Raw genomic sequence first — 20,113 nt, 5'->3', positions numbered from 1 at the left:
AGGCCACCCCACCCTCCCCTCGCCCGAAGGAGCGAAATGATCGAAGGCGCCATCGCCGGCCTCGCCGCCGGCGGCCTCTACGCCGTCCTCGGCGTCTGCCTCACCCTGATGTCTCGCCTCGTGCGCGTCGTCAACTTCTCCCAGGCCGCGACGGGTATGTTCGGCGGCTTCTGCGCCGTGTGGCTCGTGACCTCCGCCGGGATGCCGGTGTGGCTGGCGGCCACGCTCGGCGTCGTCCTCGGGGGGTTGCTGTCGGCCGCGATCGGCTGGATCGCCGCGACGTGGCTGTCCGAGGCATCCACGACCACCCGCTCCGCGATGACGGTCGGCCCGCTCCTGCTCCTCATCTCGCTCTCCTTCATCCTCTTCGGCAACAAGCCGCAGCCGTTCGCCCCGCTCATCGGCGGCCCGGCGTTCACCCTCGGCGGCGTCGTCGTCAGCCAGGTCACCGTCGCGACGGTCGTCATGGCGATCGTCGTCGCCGTCGGTGCGCGACTCGTGCTGACCCGCACCCGCATCGGCACTCAGCTGCGGGCGCTCTCGGAGCGCCCGACGACGGCGGAGCTGCTCGGCATCCGTTCTCGGCCGCTGTCCATCGCAGTGTGGTTCGTCACGGGCGTGATCAGCGCGATCGTCATCGTGATCGTCGCGCCCTCGCAGTCCAACGACGCGACGAGCCTGTCGATGCTCATCATCCCCGCCGCCGCGGCCTCGCTGCTCGGCGGTTTCTCCCGCCTCGACCTCACGGTCGTCGGCGGCTTGGCGCTCGGCCTCCTCGGCGGGCTCGTCGCCCAGATCGACCAGGTCGCGCTCGTGCGCAACTTCCTGCCGTTCCTGTTCATCGTCGTCCTGCTGCTGTGGACGCAGCGCAAGGAGGTGTGGGATGCCGCTCGCTGACCGCCCCTGGTTCCGTCTCACGTGGCCGCTCGCCGTCGCGGCCGTCGGCATCGCCGTCGGCTTCGCACTGAGCGTGGGCCTCGACAGCTATTTCGTCTTCCTCGCGGTGAGCGCCGTGACCGCCGCGATCGCGATCCTCGGGCTCGGCGTCGTCACGGGCTCGGCCGGGATGATCGCCCTCTGCCAGCTCACCTTCGCCGCGATCGGGGCGTGGATCGTCGCGGGCCTCAGCTACATCCAGGCCCCCGGCGGATTCGTCCTCTGGCTCGTCCTGGGCGGCCTCGGCGCCGGACTCGCCGGCGTACTCGTGGGCCTGCCGGCCCTGCGGCTGCGCGGCGTGAACCTCGCCGTCGTGACCCTCGGCTTCGCCGCCGCGGCGGACGTCACGCTCGTGCAGATCCAGTTCCCCGGCTCTGCGGACGGCACCCCCGTCGACCGACCGAGCATGTTCCAGAGCGACCGGTCGTACTTCTTCTTCACGATCATCGTGCTCGCCCTCTGCGCGCTCCTCGTGTTCTGGCTGCAGCGCGGCCGCTGGGGCGCGAGCTGGAAGGCCGTCGCATTCTCCGAGCGCGGCACGGCGTCGGTCGGGCAGAGCGTCGCCGGCGCGAAGCTCACAGCCTTCGCGGTGAGCGCCGCACTCGGCGGCATCTCGGGCGGCCTCATCGCCGGTCAGGTGCAGCTGCCGTTCGCGTCGAGCTTCACGCCACTGCAATCGCTCGCGCTGTACGTGCTGGCGATCATGTCGGGCGCCTATCTCATCGACATGGCGATCTTCGGCGGGTTCCTCTGGGTGCTCGTGCCCGAGCTCCTCAAGCGCTGGGGGGTGCCGCAGGACTGGGCGTTCGTGATCTTCGGCATCCTTGGCGTGCAGGCGCTCACGAGCGGCACGAACCTCGGCCAGGGCCTGCGCAACCTCTGGTATCGGCGGCAGCGCCCGACGCCGCCCCCGGCCGTCGACGATACCGACGTCGCCCCGACCGGGCCCCGCATCACGACGACCACCGTCGCGACGCTCGACCCCGCCGAGGCGACCGGCGCGCCGGTGCTGGTCGTCGAGGGGCTGACCGTCCAGTTCGGCGCGCTGAAGGCCCTCGACGACGTCTCGCTGGAGGTGCCGGCGGGGTCGATCATGGGTCTCATCGGTCCGAACGGCGCGGGCAAGTCGACGTTCGTCGACGCGATCAGCGGTTTCCTCCCCCGGCACGGCGGGCGCGTGCTCGTGGCCGGCCAGGACCTCGCCGGCATGTCGCCGACGCGTCGCGCCCGTCACGGCCTGCGACGCACGTTCCAGCAGGATCGCGTTCCGCCGTCGCTCACGGTCGGCGGGTACGTGCGCTTCGTCGCACGCCGCCGGGTCGATCGCGTGGATGTCGAGAAGACGCTCGCGTTCTTCGGATGCCCGCCGGCCGCGACGCGACTCACGAGCGTCGACGTCGGCACGCGCCGGCTCGTCGAGGTCGCCGCGAACGTGCTCGCGCGCCCGAGACTGCTCGTCCTCGACGAACCGGCCGCGGGACTCTCCCACGAAGAGCACCTCGCCCTCGCGATGCGCATCCGCGAGCTGCCGGAGCGCTTCGGGATCTCGGTCGTGATCATCGAGCACGACCTCGACCTCGTCCGCTCGGTCTGCCCGCGACTCACGGTCCTCGACTTCGGGCGCGTGCTCGCGTCCGGTCCGCAGGCCGAGGTGCTCGAGAACCCCGCCGTGATCAAGGCCTACATGGGCGAGACGGAGCTGCTGTGATGGATGCCGCGAACACGCTGACCCTCGACGACGTGAGCGTCAACCGGGGCGCAGGCCCCGTGATCTCGGGCGTGAGCCTGACCGTGCGCCGCGGAGAGGTGACCGCGCTCGTCGGCCCGAACGGCGCCGGCAAGACGAGCCTCATCGAGGCGATCTCGGGTGTCACGCCGCACGCGACCGGGTCGATCCTGCTCGGCGACACCCCGATCTCCACGTGGTCGCGGGTGAACCGGGCGCGGGCGGGCATCGTCCACATCGAGCAGGGCCGTGCCGTCTTCCCGTCGTTGACCGTGCGGGAGAACCTGTCCCTCACGGCGCGCACCGAGCCGGAGATCGAGGAGGCGCTCGCGCACTTCCCCGAGCTCGAGAAGCGCATCGACGCGCCGACGGCGCTGCTCTCCGGCGGCGAGCAGCAGATGGTCGTGCTCGCGCGCGCCTTCGCGGCGCGCCCCGCGTTCCTCCTCGTCGACGAGATGTCGCTGGGCCTCGCCCCGGTCGTCTTCACGCGCCTGTTCCCCCTCATCCGCACCCTCGCGGAATCCGGCGTCGGCGTGCTCCTCGTCGAGCAGTTCACGCACCTCGCGCTGGGGCTCGCGGGCGAAGCGCTCGTCGTCGCCGGCGGCCGGGTGGCGTACCAGGGGCCCGCCGCGCGCCTCGAGGCCGATCCCGAGCTGCTGCGCCGCGCCTACCTCGGCGGCGCCGCGGCCTGAGGCCGTCCGGCCGTCCGGCCGGCTGGGCACACCCGCCCACGAACTCCGCAGAATCGCACGTACTCCGCACCGACATGCCATGCGCGGTGCGGAGTACGTGACGAACTGCGGAGTTCGTGCTCGGCGCTCACATGCCGGCGTGCTCGAACGCCGTCGTCGGGAGGTCGACGATGTGCGCGCCGCCGTCGGCGACGAGGACGGAACCCGTCATGTACGACGACTCCCCCGACCCGAGGAAGCGCACGATCGACGCGATCTCGGACGGCGCAGCCGCCCGGCGCAGCGGCACGTCCGCCGTGACCGTCGCATACGCGGTCTCGCGCCCGTCGAGGCCAGCGTGCGCCGAGAACTCGTCCATCTCGGCATCCGCCATCGGCGTCTGGACCCAGCCCGGGCACACCGCGTTCACGCGCACGCCGTGCCGCCCGTAGTCACGGGCGAGCGTCTTGGTGAGCCCGATCAGGGCGTGCTTGCCGACCGTGTAGCCGGCCACCGACGGCCCCGCGAACAGCCCGGCGAGCGAGGAGATCACGACGATCTGCCCCTTCGCCTCGATGAGCGGCGGCAGCGCCTCGCGCGACATCGTGAACGCCGTCGTGAGGTTCGCGCGCAAGGATGCCGCCCACCCCTCGTCGTCGGTCTCGCCGACGGGGGCGAAACCGTGCCCGCCGGCGTTGTTGACGAGCACGTCCAGCCGGCCGAACCGGGTGAGGACCTCGTCGACGACGCCGCGCGCGTCCGCGGCATCCGCCGCATCGGCGACGAGCGGCACGGCACCGACGGCCGCGGCGACCTCGTCGAGCGGCCCTCCGCGGCGGCCGACGACGACGACGTGCGCCCCTTCCGCGGCGAACCGCTCGGCGATCGCCGCCCCGATGCCCGTGCCCCCGCCGGTGACGACGACGACCTTCCCTGCCACGGTGCTGCCTGCGTATCCCATGGTCGTTCCTTTCCTGAGGATCTGTGCCCGCGTCCGAGCCGCGGTCGTCGCTACGCGGGGAATCCGCTGCGAGCCGTGTAGCCGAAGTCGCTGACGAGCGCCGCCGCGTCGACGGGGCGAGCGCGCGGTGACAGCAGATAGGCGACGGTGGATGCCACCTCCGCCGCGCTCTGCACGGGGTAGGCGACCTCGTCGAAGCCGTCCGCGAGCTCGAGGTCCCCGCGGCTCATCGGGGTGTCGATGATCGAGGGACAGATCGCGTTGATGCGCACCCCAGGGTTCTCCACCGACGCGGCACGCGCCAGCTGGACGACAGCAGCCTTCGAGGCGCAGTACGGCGCCATGCCGCCCGACGCGACGAGGGCGGAATCGCTCGCCACGAGCACGACAGCCGCACGTGCGCGCCCACGCAGCAGCGGCAGCGTGTGCCGCAGCAGCAGATAGGACCCGCGTACGTTGACGGCGAAGACCTCGTCCCACTGGTCCGGGAGGGTGTCCTCGAGCCGGGTGCCGACGGGGCCGGAGATGCCGGCGCATCCGGCCACGAGGTCGATGCCGCCGAAGCGCGTGACGGCCGCGTCCACGGCGGCCGCGGCCTGCGCGTCGTCGGTCGCATCGGCGGCGAACGCGTGCGCATCGACCCCGCGGGCGCGAAGGTCGTCGGCGAGCGCTCGCGGCGCCGCGCGATCGAGGAGCGCGAGAGCGGCACCCTCGTCGCCCAAGGCTTCCGCGACGGCTCGGCCGACGCCGCCCGCCGCACCCGTGATCAGCGCCACTCGTCCCGCGATCTGCAGATCCATCGCTCGTCCTCCCGGGCGTCTTCGCCCTCGCCGTCATCCTGCCGCGCAGACGCCGGGCGGATGCCGCGGTCTGCGCTCCGGAAACACCGTTGTGCGCCGTACGCCAACTGCGGCGTCGGCGTGCGGCGCACAATCTGTGCAGGGCGCGCCCGCGTCCGGTGCCGCGGACGCGGGCACTCCCGGTCGAACCCGACCTCGGCGAAGGAGCCACCACGATGTCAGATCAGCAGAACGCGCTCCGGCGCGGCGCACTGGGGGTGGCGGGGATCGTGTTCCTCGTCCTCGCCGCGGTCGCGCCGCTCACGGGCATCGTCGTGGTGGCCTCGCTCGCGATCGCACTCGGCAACGGTGGCGGCACCCCGGCATCCTTCTTCATCGTCGCGATCATCCTTCTGCTGTTCGCCGTCGGATATGCGCAGATGTCGAAGCAGCTCGTCAACGCGGGCGGGTTCTACGCCTTCGTGGTGAAGGGGCTCGGCCGCACCGGCGGACTCATCGCGGGGCTCATCGCGACGCTCGGCTACAACTTCTTCGTCGTCGGCACGATCGGCACGAGCGGCTTCTTCATGCAGACGATCATCGCCGAGCTCACCGGCTTCGACCTGCACTGGTACGTGTGGGGGCTGCTGTCGATCATCGTGTGCTTCGTGATGGCCCGCACGGGAGTCGATTTCTCCTCGAAGGTGCTCGGTGTCTCGCTCGTGCTCGAGGTGCTGATCCTCGTCGTCTTCGACGTGTCGGTGCTGCTGAAGACCGGATACGACATCTCCGCGTTCAGCCCCGCCGCGATCTTCTCCGGCTCGCTTCCCATCGGTCTGCTGCTGGCGGCGACCGGATTCCTCGGTTTCGAGGCGACGGCGCTGTTCAGCGAGGAGGCGCGCAACCCGCTGAAGACGATCCCCCGCGCGACCTACACCTCGATCATCGCGATCGGCGTGATCTTCGGCGTCACGACGTGGGCGGTCGTCAGCGCCACGGGCGTGGCGCAGGCCCAGCAGACCGCCGTCGACCACCTCGCGAACGGCGACCTGATCTTCTCGCTCGCCGAGACCTACCTCGGCTCCGGTATGACGATCGTGATGCAGATCCTGCTGCTGGTGAGCCTGTTCGCGGCGATGCTCGCGTTCCACAACTCCGCCACCCGCTATCTGTACTCGCTCGGCCGTGCGCGCATCCTGCCCGCGGTCCTCGCCCGCACGCGGTCCAACGGCGCCCCCGCCGTCGCCGGAGCGGTGCAGGCGATCTTCGCGGCACTCGTCGCCCTGGCGTTCGCCCTCGCCGGGCTCGTCCCGATCGTGACCCTCGTCCCCGCGATGCTCGGCTTCGGCACCCTCTCCGTCCTCATCCTGCAGGTGCTCGCGGCCGCTTCCATCATCGTGTGGTTCCGGCGCCGGCGCGATCCGCGACTGTGGAGCACGCTGGTCGCACCGGGCATCGGCTTCCTCGGCCTGTTGTCGATCGTCCTTCTCGCCGTGTTCAACTTCAACATCGTCGCGGGCTCGGAGGAACCCGCGATCCTGATGCTGCCGCTCCTGCTCGTCGTCGCCGCCGTCGTCGGTGTCATCTACGCCGCCTACCTCAAGCGGTCCAAGCCCGCCGTGTACGACGCGCTCGCCACCGACATCGAGAAGTTCAACGTGCACGTCTCGCACGACGGCGGCGCGGCCCACATCCCCGAGCCCAACGTCTGACGCCGGTCGCGTCGCGCCCCGCCCCCGCATCCGCCCCTCCGAAGGAGACCCCATGACCGTCAACCTGTCCGACACGTCCACCTGGCTGCCGCTGGACGGCCTCGCACCCGGCTTCGACGCCTCCAAGGCGGAGGTGACCGGCGATCTCGACGGCCGCACCTTCACCCTCGTCGACGATCGCGGCACCCGCATCGCGCACACCTTCTCGGCCGGTGCGGTCGCGTGGGACTACCGGCCCGGGGCATCCGACCCCACCGCGGCCGCCGCGCAGACGGATGCGTGCGAGGTCTTCCGCGTCGACGACGACCTGTACTACGCGCAGTTCCACCACGACTACCTGCCGAACGAGGCCGTCTCGCTCATCCTCGACCTCCGCAGCGGCTACGCCCTCGCCGTCCTGAGCGTCCTCGGCGAGAAGACCTCGGAGCACGTCGCCGTGCAGCACCTGTTCGGCGTCTCGCGCATCGAGGAGCTCGAGCAGCACGGCGACGCGCCCGCCCCGACGAGCGAGCTCATCGGACGTCGCGTGCTCTGGGTGTACTCGAGCGAGCACGCGTACGAGCACGTCTACCTGTCGCCGCACTGGTACACCTGGCAGTGCCTCGCCGGTCCCGAGCAGGGTCTCGCCGACACCGACGAGAACACCGTCTGGCGCGTGCGCCCGGGCATCTACGTCTTCACGTGGCGCGAGAAGGTGATCCCCTGCGGATCCGTGACGATCGCCGACCACCGCGATCAGCGCGCACTGCGCTCGCACGGCGTGCTGTTCGGCGAAGGCGACGGTGCCGCGGCGACGCCGACGCACTTCACCTTCGGCGCCCACGGGCGTCTGCTCTCGAACACGGTCCACCCGGCCGAGTTCGACCCGTCGCGGGCGCTGGAGCGCTGACCATGGCGGATGCCGACGTCGTCTTCGTCGGAGGGGTCGTCCGCACGGCCGATCGCGCCCGGCCCCTCGCCGAGGCGGTCGCCGTCACCGGCGGGCGCATCATCGCCGTCGGCGCCGCGGCCGACGTGCTCGCCGCCCACCGCGGAGCGGGTACGGCGGTGCACGACCTCGGCGGCGCGGCGCTGTATCCGGGGTTCGTCGACGTGCACAACCACCATGCGATCGCGGGGATCACCGACCTGTACGAACTGTCGTTCGGCACCGCGCTCGGGCTGGACGAGATCCTCGAGCGTGTGCGCGCGCACGCCGCCGGACTGCCGGCGGATGCCTGGGTGACGGGCGGCTCCTGGGCGAGCACGCTCATGGACGAGCTGAACTCATCCGCCATACGGCGTCGACTGGACGAGGCATCCGGCGGCCGCCCCGTCGTCCTCTCCGACGACAGCCACCACAACCGCTGGGCGAACTCGCGCGCGCTCGAGCTCGCCGGGATCTCCGCCGCGACGCTCCCCGCCGAGGGTGTGACGCTCCTCGACCCCGAGGACGGCGAGCCGACGGGCGTCCTGCTCGAAGCCGCCGGCATCCCCGTGGCGCATGCGCAGGCGCGCGAAGGCGCGCTCACGGCCGACCAGCACCGCCGCGCGAGCGCCCGGGGCGTCGAGCTGCTGAACGGCTTCGGCGTGACCGCCTTCCAGGACGCCGCCGTGTCGGCGGAGATCCTGGCCGCCCTGCACGGGCTCGACGAGGACGGGGAGCTCGACGCCTGGGTCGTGTCGAGTCTGACGATCAACGATGAGATCTTCGGGTTCGAACCGGTCGGACAGCCGCTCGTCGAGCTGGGCGAGCGCTTCCGCACGACGCATCACCGCCCCGACTTCGTGAAGATCTTCCTCGACGGGGTGCCGCCGGCGCGGACGGCGCTGTTCCTCGATCCGTACGTTCCCGACGAGGCGCACGGCGCGCACTTCCGCGGTACGACGACGATGAGCGGCGACGAGCTGTACACGTGGCTGCGCGCCGTCGCCGAGCGAGGACTCGGCGCCAAGGTGCACTGCACGGGCGACGGGTCGGCGCGGCTGCTGCTCGACACGGTCGAGCGGCTGCGGGGCGAGGGGTTCGCCGATGCGAGGTTCCAGATCGCGCACGGCCAGTTCCTCGCGAGCGAGGACATCCCTCGCCTCGCGCAGCTCGGCGTCGCCGCCGACATCTCGCCGTTCATCTGGTTCCCGGGCGTCATCCCGCAGGCCCTCGCCGACGCACTCGGCGACGACCGCGCGGGGCACTCCCAGCCCAACCGCGCGATCATCGACACCGGCGGGCTCGTCGCTGGCGGCTCGGACTGGCCGGTCAGCGAGTCCCCGAACCCGCTCGAGGGCATCCAGGGTCTCGTCACGCGCGCCGACCCGCTGCGCCGTGCCGCGGGCACCCTGTGGCTCGAGCAGGCGATCGCCGCGGAGGAGGCCCTCGAGGCATTCACCGTGAACGCGGCGCGGGCGATGGGGCTGGATGCCGAGACCGGCAGCATCGCCGTCGGCAAGTCCGCGGACTTCGTCGTCCTCGATCGCGACGTGATCGCCGGCTCCCCCGACGAGATCATCGACGGTCGGGTGCTCGAGACGTGGTTCGCCGGCCGAGTCGTCTACCGCGCCGACGAGAGCTGAGGCCCCCTCCTCGCCCGTCCTCCCCACCCGTCGTCCCACTTACGGCGGGCGTCGTCCCACTCGGGGCAGACCTCGTCCCACTTACAGCTGGTTCAGGGCGCTCCAAACGACCACTTCTGGGACATGCTCTTTGCAGACGCGCGAGGGGGCGCATCCTCACCCCCCTCCGTCGCGGGATCAGATGCCGACGACGAGGTAGCCGCCGTCGACGGGCAGGACCGCTCCGGTGACGAACGCCGCGGCATCCGACGCCAGGAATGCGACCGCCTCGCCCACCTCGCGCGGGTCGCCGTAGCGTCCGAGCGGCGTGCGCGAGAGGAGCCTCTCGTGGATACGGGGATCGTTCTTGAGCGCTTCCAGGAGCGGTGTGTCGATCCACCCCGGCGCGACGGAGTTGACGCGGATGCCGTCTGCGGCATACACCTCGGCGAGCGACTTCGTGAGTTGCACGATCCCGCCCTTGGCGGCCGAGTAGGCGGCGATCTCCCCACCCCCGAACGTCGCGTACATCGACGCGATGGTGACGACGGAGCCGTGCGCGCGGGCCAGGAGCGGGCGAGCCAGTTGGATGCCGCGGTACACCGCGAGCAGCTGGATCTGCACCACCCGTTGGAACGAGTCCCACTCCAGTTCGCGCTCCCCCAGGCTGATGCCCGCCGCGGGCACGAACACGTCCAGCCGATCGAGACCGGCGAACAGCGCGGTCATTGCCGCATCGTCGGTGACATCCAGCTCGTCCACCGTGATCGCGAGCTCGGACGGGAACTGCGCGCGCTCCACGCCGCGCTCCACCCCGAGCCCCACCGCATGGACGGTCGCGCCCAGCTCGGCGAGCACGATCGCGACGGCGGCGCCGATCCCGGACGTCCCGCCCGTGACGACCGCGACCTTGCCGGCATACAGGCCCGGTCGGAAGGCACTCACGGGGGCACTCACACCGACGCGGACACGCCGAGGTCCTCGAGCAGGAAGCGCGCACCCTGCTCGCCGATGAGCACCGCCGGCGCATTGGTGTTGCCCGTCGTGATGCGCGGCATGATCGACGCGTCGACGACGCGGAGGCCGTCGATGCCGTGCACCCGCAGGCGGGGGTCGACCACGGCCTCGTCGTCGACGCCCATCCGGCACGTGCCGACCTGGTGGTGGTAGGTCGCGACGGTGCGGCGCACGTGGTCCTCGAGATCATCGTCGGACACGTCGGGACCGGGGTACACCTCGACGGCGCCCCACTCCTCGGCGAGGGCCGGGCGGCGTCCGATCGAACGGCACTGGCGCACGGATGCCACGAGCGAACGGACGTCGTCGGGGTCGGCGAGCGCCTGCAGATCGATCTGGATCGGATCGTCGAGCCCCGGGCCGCTGAGAGTCAGCGTGCCGCGGCTCTTCGGCGTGACGATCCCCGCCATCAGCGAGAAGCCGTCGTCCGACACCGGCTCGAGGTTCTCGCCGTACATCGGGACCGAGAAGTTGATCGGCTGCGTGTCCGGCACCTCGAGCTCGGGCAGCGACTTCCAGAACAGGTGCGTCTGTGTCACCGACACCCCGGGCGTCGGCGCGCCGACGGGCTTCGCGGTCGTCGTGAAGATGACGGGCGACAGCAGGTGGTCGTGCAGATGGCGACCCACATCCGGCGCGTCGCGGACGACATCGATCCCGAGCGCGTCGAGGTCGGCCGCCGGACCGATGCCCGATCGCAGCAGGATCGCCGGGGAGTCCAGCGCGCCCGCGCTCAGCACGACGACATCGGCGCGCGCCTCGAGGTCGGCACCGCCCTGGCGGTACCGGATGCCGACGGCGCGGCCGCCCTCGACGATCACCGAGTGCACGTGGCATCCGGTCTCGATGTCCAGTCGGTCGCGCACGGGCTTCAGGTACTCGGTCCACGTGTTCGCCCGCCGCCCTCCGCGCACGGTGATCTGCTGCTGCGAGATGCCGTCGAGGTGATCGCCGTTGTAGTCGGCGTTGTGCTCGAGGCCCTCCTCGACGCCCGCGTCGATGATCGACTGCTGGATCGGCGAGAGCGCGTAGTCGTCGGTGACGGGCAGGATGCCGCTGTCGCCGTGCAGCTCGGAGGCGCCCCCCGAGAACGTCTCGATGTCGCGGTAGACCGGAAGGACGTCCTCCCACGCCCACCCGACGTTGCCGAGCGACACCCAGTGGTCGAAGTCCTGTGGAGCGCAGCGCACCCAGATCATCGCGTTGAGCGCGTGCGATCCGCCCAGCACCTTCCCGCGCGGCAGATGCAGCCGTCGGTTCGCGGCGTGCTCCTGCGGCACGGTGCGGTAGTCCCAGTCGTCCGCGCTGTGCCACAGCTCGCCCATCCGCATGGGGTCGTGGATCGCGGGGTTGGTGTCCTCACCGCCGGCTTCGAAGAGGGTGACGGTCACCCCGGCATCCACCAGTCGCCGTGCGACGACGCAGCCGGACGAACCCGCCCCGACGACGATCGCGCTCGTCATCGCTCAGCCCTTCCGGCCGGGGGTCGAGACGACCTGCGGGACGGCCGCGGCCTTGAGGCCCTCGACGCCGAACTCCAGGCCGTAGCCGGAGCCCTTCACACCCCCGAAGGGGACCATCGGGTGGAGCCCGCCGTGCGAGTTGACCCAGACGGTGCCGGACTGCATCCGCGTCGCGTAGGACGCCGCCTCGGCGGGGTCGCTCGACCACACCGATGCGCCCAGACCCACGTCCGCGGCGTTGGCGCGTGCGAACGCGTCGTCGACATCGGTGTAGCGGATGACGGGGAGGACGGGGCCGAACTGCTCCTCGTCGACGAGCGCGATGCCGTCCGTCACGTCGGCGACGATCGTCGGCCGGTAGAAGAGCTCGCCGAGCTCCGGCGCGGCCTCGCCGCCCGTGACGACGCGACCGCCACGGGCCTTCGCGTCCTCGACGAGGTGCGCGATGATGTCGAACTGGCTCTTGTTCTGCACCGGACCGAGGACGTTGGCCTCGTCGAGCCCCGGCCCCATCGGCGTCTGCTCCGCGATCTCGGCGAGCGCAGCGACGACGTCGTCGTAGACGGAGTCGTGCACGTAGAGGCGCTTGAGCGCGGCGCACGTCTGACCCGTGTTGATGAACGCGCCCCAGAAGAGGTCCTGGGCGATCTGCGTCACGTCGGTGCCGGGCAGGACGATGCCCGCGTCGTTGCCGCCGAGCTCCAGCGTGAGCCGCGCGAGATTGCCCGCCGAGCTCTCGATGATCTGACGCCCCACCTCCGTCGAGCCGGTGAACATGACCTTCGCGACGTCGGGGTGCGCGGCGAGGCGCCCGCCGATGGCTCCCGGTCCCGCGATCGAGATGAGGACGTCGGCCGGCAGCACCTCGTTCATGACCGCGACGAGCGCGAGCACGCTCAGCGGCGTGTTGCTCGAGGGCTTGATGACGACGGTGTTGCCCATGCGCAGGGACGGCCCGATCTGCCAGATCGAGATCATCATCGGCCAGTTCCACGGGCTGATCGCGCCGACGACGCCGGCCGCCTTGTAGACGAGCTCGGCGTGCAGGTTCTCGTCGTCGACGAGCACCTGCGGGTCGAGGACGGTCGCCGCGTTGGCCCGCAGCCATGCCGAGCACGCACCCACCTCGAAGCGGGCGTTCGGGCCGTTGAGGGGCTTGCCCTGCTCGCGGGAGAGGATGCGCGCGAGTGCCTCCGCGTGCGCGTCGATCGCGTCCGCTGCGGCGACGAGCAGCTGCGAGCGCTTCTCGTGACCGAGGGCATCCCAGCCCGGCTGGGCCGCCTTGGCCCGCGCGACGGCGGCGTCGAGCTCGTCCTCGCTCTGCACCGGCGCGCGGCCGATGACCTCGCGCGTGGCGGCGTCGAGGATCTCACGGCCTTCGCCCTCGGGCGCGGTGACCCGGTCGAGGAGAGTCGTCTCATCGAGAACGGTCGGGGAGTCGGACATCGGTGTCTCCTTCACAGAGCGGCGAGCGGCGGTGCGGCCGGTGATCTCATTGTGCGGACGCGGCACGGCGGCGGATTGTCGCATCGTGCGCGGGAATTGCCTCAGTGCGAACGGATGCCCCGACGGATGACCCCGGCGCCGGCCGGCATGCGCGTGTTGGAAGGGGCGGACGCACGGGTGTACTCTCAATGCGCTGGTAAGGCTCCCCTTACCTAACTCTTCTCCCGAAATCCCACGCCGTGCTCGCCACTTTCCTGATCGGCCTCCGCGAAGGTCTCGAAGCCGCCCTCGTCGTCGGCATCCTCGTCGCCTACCTCACCCGGGTCGGCCGCCGCGACGTCCTCCCCCGCTTGTGGATCGGCATCTCGCTCGCGATCGCCCTCGCGCTCGGCATCGGCGCGATCCTCACGTTCGGCGCATATGCCCTGACCTTCGAGGCGCAGGAGCTGCTCGGCGGCATCCTGTCGCTCCTCACCGTCGCGATGGTGACCTGGATGATCTTCTGGATGCAGAAGACGGCGCGCACGATGAAGCGCACGCTCGAGGGCGAGGTCGATCGTGCCCTGTCCGCCGGCGGCGCATGGGCGATCGTCGCGATCGGGTTCATCTCGGTGGCCCGCGAGGGCATCGAGACGACGCTGCTGCTGTGGTCGATGGTGCAGTCCTTCGGGGACACGCCGTCGACTCTGCTCGGTGCGCTCCTCGGTCTCGCCGCGGCCGTCCTCCTGGGGTGGCTCCTCGCGCGCGGCATGGTGAAGGTGGACCTCCGCGTCTTCTTCGCGTGGACGGGCGCGTTCCTCGTGGTGGTCGCGGCGGGCGTGCTCGCCTACGCAATCCACGACCTGCAGGAGGCGGGCGCGCTCCCCGGCCCCTTCACGGCGGCAGCGCCGGTGGATGCCACGGGTGCCGTCGCGACCGGCTGGGCGGCCTTCCCGTTCGGCTGGGCGTTCGATGTGCGAGGGGCGATCCCGCCGACCTCGCCTCTCGCCGCCCTCCTCCAGGCGACGGTCGGCTTCATGCCGCAGATGACCTGGTTGCAGGTCGTCGCCTGGGTCCTGTACCTCGCCGTCGTCGGCACGATCTTCGTGCGCGGGCTCCGACGCCGCCCGGCGACGTCCTCCGACACCTCGACCCCGGCGCCTTCCAGCCCGGCGTCTTCCACCCCGGCGCCCGCGGCGCCGACGCCCGACGACCGTCAGGCGACCTCGCCTTCCGGACTCTCCGCACCGAATCCGCAAGGAGCATCATGAACCGTTCCCGCACCCTGGCCGCCGTTGCGGCCGTGGGCCTTTCCGCCCTCGCCCTCGCGGGATGCGTCGCGAAGACGGATGCCGCGGCATCCGGCGCGCTCACCGTCTCGTCGACCGACAGCGCCTGCGACGTGTCGACCGCGGCCGCGACGAGCGGCACCCTGACCTTCGACGTGACGAACTCGGGATCGGACGTGAGCGAGTTCTACCTGCTCGCCGACGACGGCCTGCGTATCGTCGGCGAGGTCGAGAACATCGCCCCCGGCGCGTCGCGCAGCCTCACCGTCGTCGCTCAGCCGGGCGACTACTACACGCTCTGCAAGCCCGGCATGGTCGGTGAGGGCGTCGGCAAGGCCGCGTTCTCGGTCTCGGGCGAGAAGATCGCCGCGACCGGCGACGACGCCGAGCAGAAGCAGAAGGCCGTCGACCTCTACGCCGCGTTCGTCAAGGACCAGGTCGAGCAGCTCGTGCCCGCCGTCGACGCCTTCACGACCGCGTACGCATCGGGCGACGACGCCACCGCGAAGCAGCTCTTCCCGACGACCCGCGCCTTCTACGAGCGCATCGAGCCGGTCGCGGAGTCGCTCGGCGACCTCGACCCGCGCATCGACTACCGCGAAGTGGATGCCGTCGCCGAAGGCCTCGACTGGACGGGCTTCCACCGCATCGAGAAGGACCTCTGGGTTCCCGCGCAGGACGCCCTGAACGCCGACGGCGAGACCCCCGCGTGGAAGGACTGGCAGCCGTCGACGCCGGCCGAGCGTCAGGCCTACGCCGACCAGCTCGTCGCGGACGTCGCCGAGCTCAACACCTACGTCCACTCGCAGGACTTCCTCGACGCGCTCGACGCGCAGGGCATCGGCGGCATCTCCAACGGTGCGATCGGCCTGCTCGACGAGGTCGCCACCGGCAAGATCTCCGGCGAGGAGGACTGGTGGAGCGGCACCGACCTGTACGACTTCGCCGCGAACGTCGAAGGCTCGAAGATGGCGTTCTCGCTCGTGCAGGACTTCGCCACCTCCTCCGGCGACAAGGGCGCCGCGCTCGTGACGAAGATCCAGCAGGGCTACGACGACCTCGACGCGTCGCTCGCTGCGCACGGCTCGCTCACGGCCGGGTTCGTGAACTACAGCCAGCTGACCGAGGCCGACAAGCGCGAGTTCACCGACCTCATCAACGCGCTCGCCGAGCCGCTCTCCCAGCTGACATCCACCATCCTGGAGTGATGACGAACGAGACGGATGCCGCAGGCGCGGCCCCCGCGGAGGAATCGCCCGCACCCACGCCCGGCCTCAGCCGCCGCGGTCTCCTCGGCCTCGCGGCCGGGGTCGGCGCGGCGGGCCTCGCACTCGGCGCGGGCGCCGGGGCGACCGCGGGGGTCGCCGTCGGTCGGAGCCGCGCGGCGCATGCCGCGGCATCCGTCTACCCGTTCTTCGGCGCGCATCAGGCGGGCATCACGACGCCCGTGCAGGATCATCTGCACTTCGCATCGTTCGACATGGGGGCCCGGGCGACCCGCGAGGATCTCATCGAGCTGCTGCAGGACTGGTCGTATGCCGCGGCGCGTATGTCGCAGGGGCTCGACGTCAGCGCGACGGGCGCGGTCGGCGGGTCGCCGGAGGCTCCGCCCGACGACACGGGCGAAGCGCTCGGGCTCGCGGCGAACGGGCTGACCATCACGATCGGTTTCGGTCCGACGCTCTTCCAGACGGAGGACGGCGTCGACCGCTACGGCATCGCCGCGCAGCGTCCCCCACAGCTGGAGAAGCTCCCCCCGTTCCTCGGCGACGACCTCGACCCGCTGGGCTCCGGCGGCGACCTGTTCGTCCAGGCCTGCGCCGACGACCCCCAGGTGGCCGTGCACGCCGTCCGCAACCTCAGCCGCATCGCGTTCGGGCGGGCGACGCTGCGCTGGTCGCAGCTCGGATTCGGCAAGACCTCCAAGACGACGGCGGACCAGGCGACGCCGCGGAACCTGTTCGGCTTCAAGGACGGCACCGCGAATATCCTCGCCGACGACACCGCCGCGCTGGACGAGCACGTCTGGGTCGGCGCCGGCGACGAGCCGGCGTGGATGGCGGGCGGTTCGTACCTCGTGGCGCGGAAGATCGCGATGCACATCGAGGTGTGGGACCGCGTGCGCCTCGCCGAACAGGAGCGCATCATCGGCCGCGACAAGGGTCAGGGTGCGCCGCTGTCGGGCGGGGTCGAGACGACAGCGCCCGATTTCGCGGCGTCCTCGGCGGCGGCGGGTCCGGCCGCGACGGGCGCGACGGCCATCGACGCGCACAGCCACGTGCGCCTCGCGCACCCCGACCTCAACGACGGCGTGCGGATCCTCCGTCGCGGCTACAACTACGTCGACGGCAACACGGGCCTCGGCCGGCTGGATGCCGGGCTGTTCTTCCTCTCCTATCAGCGCTCGCCCGCGCAGTTCGTCGGGCTGCAGAAGGCGCTGTCGACCGACCTCATGAACGAGTACTTGACGCACATCGGCTCGGGGCTCTGGGCCGTCCCGCCGGGGGCTGCCGCGGGGTCGTACGTCGGCGCCGGGCTGTTCGTCTGAACCCGGCGCCCGTGGGCACGTGCGGCACAGCGCCGGGTCCAGGATGTCGCGGGCTCAGCCCGTGATGAAGTGGTGGTACCTCTCGAGCGCGGCCGCGATCTCGGCATCCGACGCCGCACCGGGGACGAGGAGCGCGGGCGCGGGGTCGCCGTCGTGGCGTCCGACGGCGAGCGAGTGCGTCCAGACGCCGACGATCTCGCCGGCGGCGACGAGGATCGGCCGCACCATGCCGTTCGCACCCGGGCCGACCGCGCGAGCTACTTCGGCCGGCATGCCGGACGCCCGGTCGCGGTAGGACAGGTAGTACTCCTCGAACGAGGGCAGCGCGAGAAGCCGGGCGGTGTCCGGATCGGCGGCGGGGAGGTGCCGCGACTGAAAGAGCCCTTCGCCGAGGTCGACGAGGTCGTCGCAGAGTTCGCCGGCAGCCGCGGCCGCGCGCCGCGCCGCTCCGAGCGGCAGACCGGACCACCAGGCGAAATCTTCCGCCGTCGCGGGGCCATGACCGTCGACGTAGCGCGCGAAGAACTCGGCCACCGGGTCCGCGGGTGCGACGGACGACGTGATCCACTCGTTCGCGAGCACGATGTACTGCTGCCGGGTCGGCGCGCCGTCGTCTCGGGGGACGATCGGTCCGTGCACGAGCACCGACCGCAGCGACAGCATGCGCAGAACGTGCACTCCGCGCTGGGCGCTCGGATCGATGCCCGCGGCATCCCACACGGCGAACAGCTCGGCGCGGGTGAGCCGCGCACCACCGCGCAGCGCCGCGCGGGCGACCCGCTCGGCGCGGGCGAGCAGTTCGTCGTCGATGCCGAGTTCGCGCAGCCGCGCCGGCACGGCGCGCTGCTGACGATCTGAGGTGACCCGGAGCACCCAGGCGAGATCGGCTGCGGGCACGATATGGATCGTGCCGCGCTGCGTCCAGGTGCGCACGAGCGTTCCCGCATCGAAGGCCGCGTCGACGTCGGACAGCGTCGCCGCACCGGTCGTCCGTGCCCCGAGGGCCCAACGCCCGCCCGAGAACTCCTGCGCCTGAACGGCGAGCATGTGCGCGGCGGCCTCGGCGATGCTCGCGGCGGGGGACGTCAGGCGATGGGCGCGCAGTCGCGCCGTACGGAGCTCGGCGACGTCCATCCCCCCATCATGGCCCGCCCCGCCGACATCGCTCTCGGCACCGCACCCGCCAGCGCCGTGAGGGCGATTCCCTCGACGTCTATAATCGAATCGTCCGGCGCCGCGACGACGCGCACCGGTGCTCGAAAAAGGGGCACGCGAGACATATACGGCATCCCATACCGTTCTCGCCTCCGAGGAGTCCCATGCCCACCGTCTCCGCGCACGTCGCCCAGACCCTCGCCCGCCACATCGACCACGTCTTCGGCGTCATGGGCAACGGCAACGCCCACTTCCTCGACGCGCTCGAGCGTTCCACCGACGTGCACTACACCGCCATGCGGCACGAGGCGGGCGGGGTCGTCGCCGCCGACGCGTACTTTCGCGCGTCGGGCAGCATCGCCGCCGCGACCGCGACCTACGGCGCGGGCTTCACCAACACCCTGACCGCCCTCGCCGAGGCGGTGCAGGCGCACGTGCCGCTCATCCTCGTCGTCGGCGATGAGCCGACGTCGGGCCCGCGCCCCTGGGACGTCGATCAGATCGCCCTCGCCTCCGCCGTCGGCGCACGCACGTACACGGTCGGGCGGGCGGATGCCGCGGCGACGACCGTCATCGCGATCGAGCACGCTCTCTCCTACCGCGTGCCCACGGTGCTCGCGATCCCGTACGACGTCGCCAAGCTCGACGCGGGCGAGGTTCCGGATGCCGCGCAGCTGCCCGACCCGCACCTGCCCGGCCCGCTCGCCCCAACGTCGCCGTTCGCCGCCGCGGCAGTCGACGAGCTCGCGCGCGCCCTGGCATCCGCTCGGCGTCCGGTCCTCCTCGCCGGCCGCGGGGCGTGGCTCGCGGGCGCCGGCGACGCGCTCGGCCGCCTCGCGGATGCGACGGGCGCCCTCACGGCGACGACGGCGCTCGGGCGCGGAATCTTCCCGCGCGGGGACTTCGACCTCGGGGTCACCGGCGGCTTCGGCGCCGAGGCCGCGATGGAGCTCATCGGGACCGCCGACGTCGCCGTCGTGTTCGGCGCCGGCCTCAACCAGTTCACGATGCGGTTCGGCGCACTCTTCTCGCCCGGCACGCGCGTCGTGCAGGTCGACATCGCCCCGGCGGCGACCCACCCGCACGTGGGCGGCTTCATCCGCGGCGATGCGCGGGTCGTCGCGGAGGCGGTGCTCGACCGCCTCGCCGACCACGAGCCGCGCGAGCGCTGGGTGAGCGCCGCGCACGTCGCCACGCTCCGCGCCCGCGAGCCCGGCGACGCCCTCGCCCCCGACGGGCGGCTCGACCCGCGCTCGGTCGCGGTGCGCATCGGCGAACTCCTGGAGTCGGATGCCTCGACCCGCGACCGCGTCGTCGTAACGGACGGCGGCCACTTCCTCGGCTGGGCGAACATGTACTGGCCGGTCGCCGCCCCCGACCGCATGATGATGGTCGGAACGGCCTACCAGTCGATCGGTCTCGGCTTCCCGTCGGTGCCCGGCGCCGCGCTCGCCAAACCGGAGGCCACGATCGTCCTCTCGACGGGCGACGGCGGCGGGCTCATGGCCCTCGCCGACCTCGAGTCCGCGGTGCGCGTCGCAGGCGGCCGCGGACTCGCGGTCGTCTGGAACGACGCGGCCTACGGCGCCGAGGTCAACCTGTACGGCCTGCAGGGCCTCGCCCGCGCACCGATGCTGATCCCCGAGGTCGACTTCGCGGGGCTCGCCGCCTCGGTCGGCGCCCGCGGGGTCGTCGTGCGGACGCTGGCCGATCTCGACGCGCTCGCGGAATGGGCCGCCACCGCGGCATCCGATCGCCCGTTCCTCCTCCTCGACTGCCGCATCTCCGGCGACGTCATCGCGCCGTACCAGCAGGAGATCATCCGCGTGAACTCCTGACGACCCGTCTGCCGGCGGCCCTTGCTTCCCGCCGTCGGGAATGCCGGAGGCTGGCGCGGCGCTG

Annotated in this window: 16 protein-coding genes; 10 read left to right on the top strand and 6 right to left on the bottom strand. The window is 71.7% G+C overall.

What is annotated here, in order from left to right; genetic code table 11:
* Positions 1-36 precede the first annotated feature (36 nt).
* The 3 genes from J0I43_RS15065 to J0I43_RS15055 are packed head-to-tail and all read left to right on the top strand — an operon-like array spanning position 37 to position 3,354.
* Complete coding sequence (locus J0I43_RS15065) at positions 37-897, top strand: branched-chain amino acid ABC transporter permease (protein WP_292865670.1); 861 nt, start codon at positions 37-39, stop codon at positions 895-897.
* On the top strand, positions 884-2,644 hold the full coding sequence (locus tag J0I43_RS15060) for an ATP-binding cassette domain-containing protein (RefSeq protein WP_292865667.1): 1,761 nt from the start codon (positions 884-886) through the stop codon (positions 2,642-2,644). Before J0I43_RS15065 ends, J0I43_RS15060 begins: the two co-directional genes overlap by 14 nt.
* Positions 2,644-3,354: an ABC transporter ATP-binding protein gene (locus tag J0I43_RS15055; RefSeq protein ID WP_292865664.1), complete on the top strand. Its 711-nt coding sequence runs from the start codon at positions 2,644-2,646 to the stop codon at positions 3,352-3,354. The genes J0I43_RS15060 and J0I43_RS15055 overlap by 1 nt, the downstream gene beginning before the upstream one ends.
* Positions 3,355-3,481: 127 nt before the next feature.
* Here J0I43_RS15055 and J0I43_RS15050 read toward each other — a convergent pair whose 3' ends face one another.
* On the bottom strand, positions 3,482-4,294 hold the full coding sequence (locus J0I43_RS15050) for an SDR family NAD(P)-dependent oxidoreductase (protein WP_292865661.1): 813 nt from the start codon (positions 4,292-4,294) through the stop codon (positions 3,482-3,484).
* 50 nt (positions 4,295-4,344) lie between these two features.
* The gene (locus J0I43_RS15045; protein WP_292865658.1) at positions 4,345-5,094 is read right to left on the bottom strand and encodes an SDR family oxidoreductase; all 750 of its coding nucleotides are present in this window, start codon (positions 5,092-5,094) and stop codon (positions 4,345-4,347) included.
* Between the two features lie 215 nt (positions 5,095-5,309).
* On the opposite strand from J0I43_RS15045, the gene J0I43_RS15040 reads away from it, so the two are divergent.
* Genes J0I43_RS15040 through J0I43_RS15030 form a run of 3 tightly spaced genes read left to right on the top strand, consistent with a single transcriptional unit; the run spans position 5,310 to position 9,335 of the window.
* On the top strand, positions 5,310-6,785 hold the full coding sequence (locus tag J0I43_RS15040) for an APC family permease (RefSeq protein WP_292865655.1): 1,476 nt from the start codon (positions 5,310-5,312) through the stop codon (positions 6,783-6,785).
* 52 nt (positions 6,786-6,837) lie between these two features.
* Positions 6,838-7,674, top strand: coding sequence for a molybdenum cofactor biosynthesis F family protein (locus J0I43_RS15035; protein WP_292865652.1), 837 nt, complete (start codon positions 6,838-6,840; stop codon positions 7,672-7,674).
* Between the two features lie 2 nt (positions 7,675-7,676).
* On the top strand, positions 7,677-9,335 hold the full coding sequence (locus J0I43_RS15030; protein WP_292865649.1) for an amidohydrolase: 1,659 nt from the start codon (positions 7,677-7,679) through the stop codon (positions 9,333-9,335).
* A 177-nt stretch (positions 9,336-9,512) separates the two neighbouring features.
* Here J0I43_RS15030 and J0I43_RS15025 read toward each other — a convergent pair whose 3' ends face one another.
* The 3 genes from J0I43_RS15025 to J0I43_RS15015 are packed head-to-tail and all read right to left on the bottom strand — an operon-like array spanning position 9,513 to position 13,240.
* A complete protein-coding gene (locus J0I43_RS15025) occupies positions 9,513-10,259 on the bottom strand; it encodes an SDR family NAD(P)-dependent oxidoreductase (protein ID WP_292865646.1) in 747 nt (248 codons plus the stop codon).
* Between the two features lie 8 nt (positions 10,260-10,267).
* The gene (locus J0I43_RS15020; RefSeq protein ID WP_292865643.1) at positions 10,268-11,794 is read right to left on the bottom strand and encodes a GMC family oxidoreductase; all 1,527 of its coding nucleotides are present in this window, start codon (positions 11,792-11,794) and stop codon (positions 10,268-10,270) included.
* A gap of 3 nt (positions 11,795-11,797) precedes the next feature.
* Positions 11,798-13,240: an aldehyde dehydrogenase family protein gene (locus J0I43_RS15015; protein WP_292865640.1), complete on the bottom strand. Its 1,443-nt coding sequence runs from the start codon at positions 13,238-13,240 to the stop codon at positions 11,798-11,800.
* A 239-nt stretch (positions 13,241-13,479) separates the two neighbouring features.
* Between J0I43_RS15015 and efeU the strand changes: the two genes are divergently transcribed.
* Genes efeU through efeB form a run of 3 tightly spaced genes read left to right on the top strand, consistent with a single transcriptional unit; the run spans position 13,480 to position 17,056 of the window.
* Positions 13,480-14,490, top strand: coding sequence for an iron uptake transporter permease EfeU (efeU, locus tag J0I43_RS15010; RefSeq protein WP_292865637.1), 1,011 nt, complete (start codon positions 13,480-13,482; stop codon positions 14,488-14,490).
* Positions 14,487-15,716 carry an iron uptake system protein EfeO gene (gene efeO / locus J0I43_RS15005; RefSeq protein WP_292865634.1) on the top strand — a complete coding sequence of 410 codons (1,230 nt, stop codon included), beginning with the start codon at positions 14,487-14,489 and terminating at the stop codon, positions 15,714-15,716. The genes efeU and efeO overlap by 4 nt, the downstream gene beginning before the upstream one ends.
* Positions 15,716-17,056, top strand: a complete 1,341-nt coding sequence (efeB, locus tag J0I43_RS15000; protein WP_292865631.1) for an iron uptake transporter deferrochelatase/peroxidase subunit — start codon at positions 15,716-15,718, stop codon at positions 17,054-17,056. Before efeO ends, efeB begins: the two co-directional genes overlap by 1 nt.
* 54 nt (positions 17,057-17,110) lie before the next feature.
* Here efeB and J0I43_RS14995 read toward each other — a convergent pair whose 3' ends face one another.
* Positions 17,111-18,190: a crosslink repair DNA glycosylase YcaQ family protein gene (locus J0I43_RS14995; protein WP_292865628.1), complete on the bottom strand. Its 1,080-nt coding sequence runs from the start codon at positions 18,188-18,190 to the stop codon at positions 17,111-17,113.
* A gap of 185 nt (positions 18,191-18,375) precedes the next feature.
* On the opposite strand from J0I43_RS14995, the gene J0I43_RS14990 reads away from it, so the two are divergent.
* A complete protein-coding gene (locus tag J0I43_RS14990) occupies positions 18,376-20,049 on the top strand; it encodes a thiamine pyrophosphate-binding protein (RefSeq protein ID WP_292865625.1) in 1,674 nt (557 codons plus the stop codon).
* The last annotated feature ends 64 nt before the right edge of the window (positions 20,050-20,113 follow it).

The sequence above is a fragment of the Microbacterium sp. genome, assembly GCF_017305435.1.
Lineage (GTDB): Bacteria > Actinomycetota > Actinomycetes > Actinomycetales > Microbacteriaceae > Microbacterium.
The sequence above is the reverse complement of the archived record's forward strand: the minus strand, read 5'-3'. Positions and strand labels throughout refer to the sequence as shown.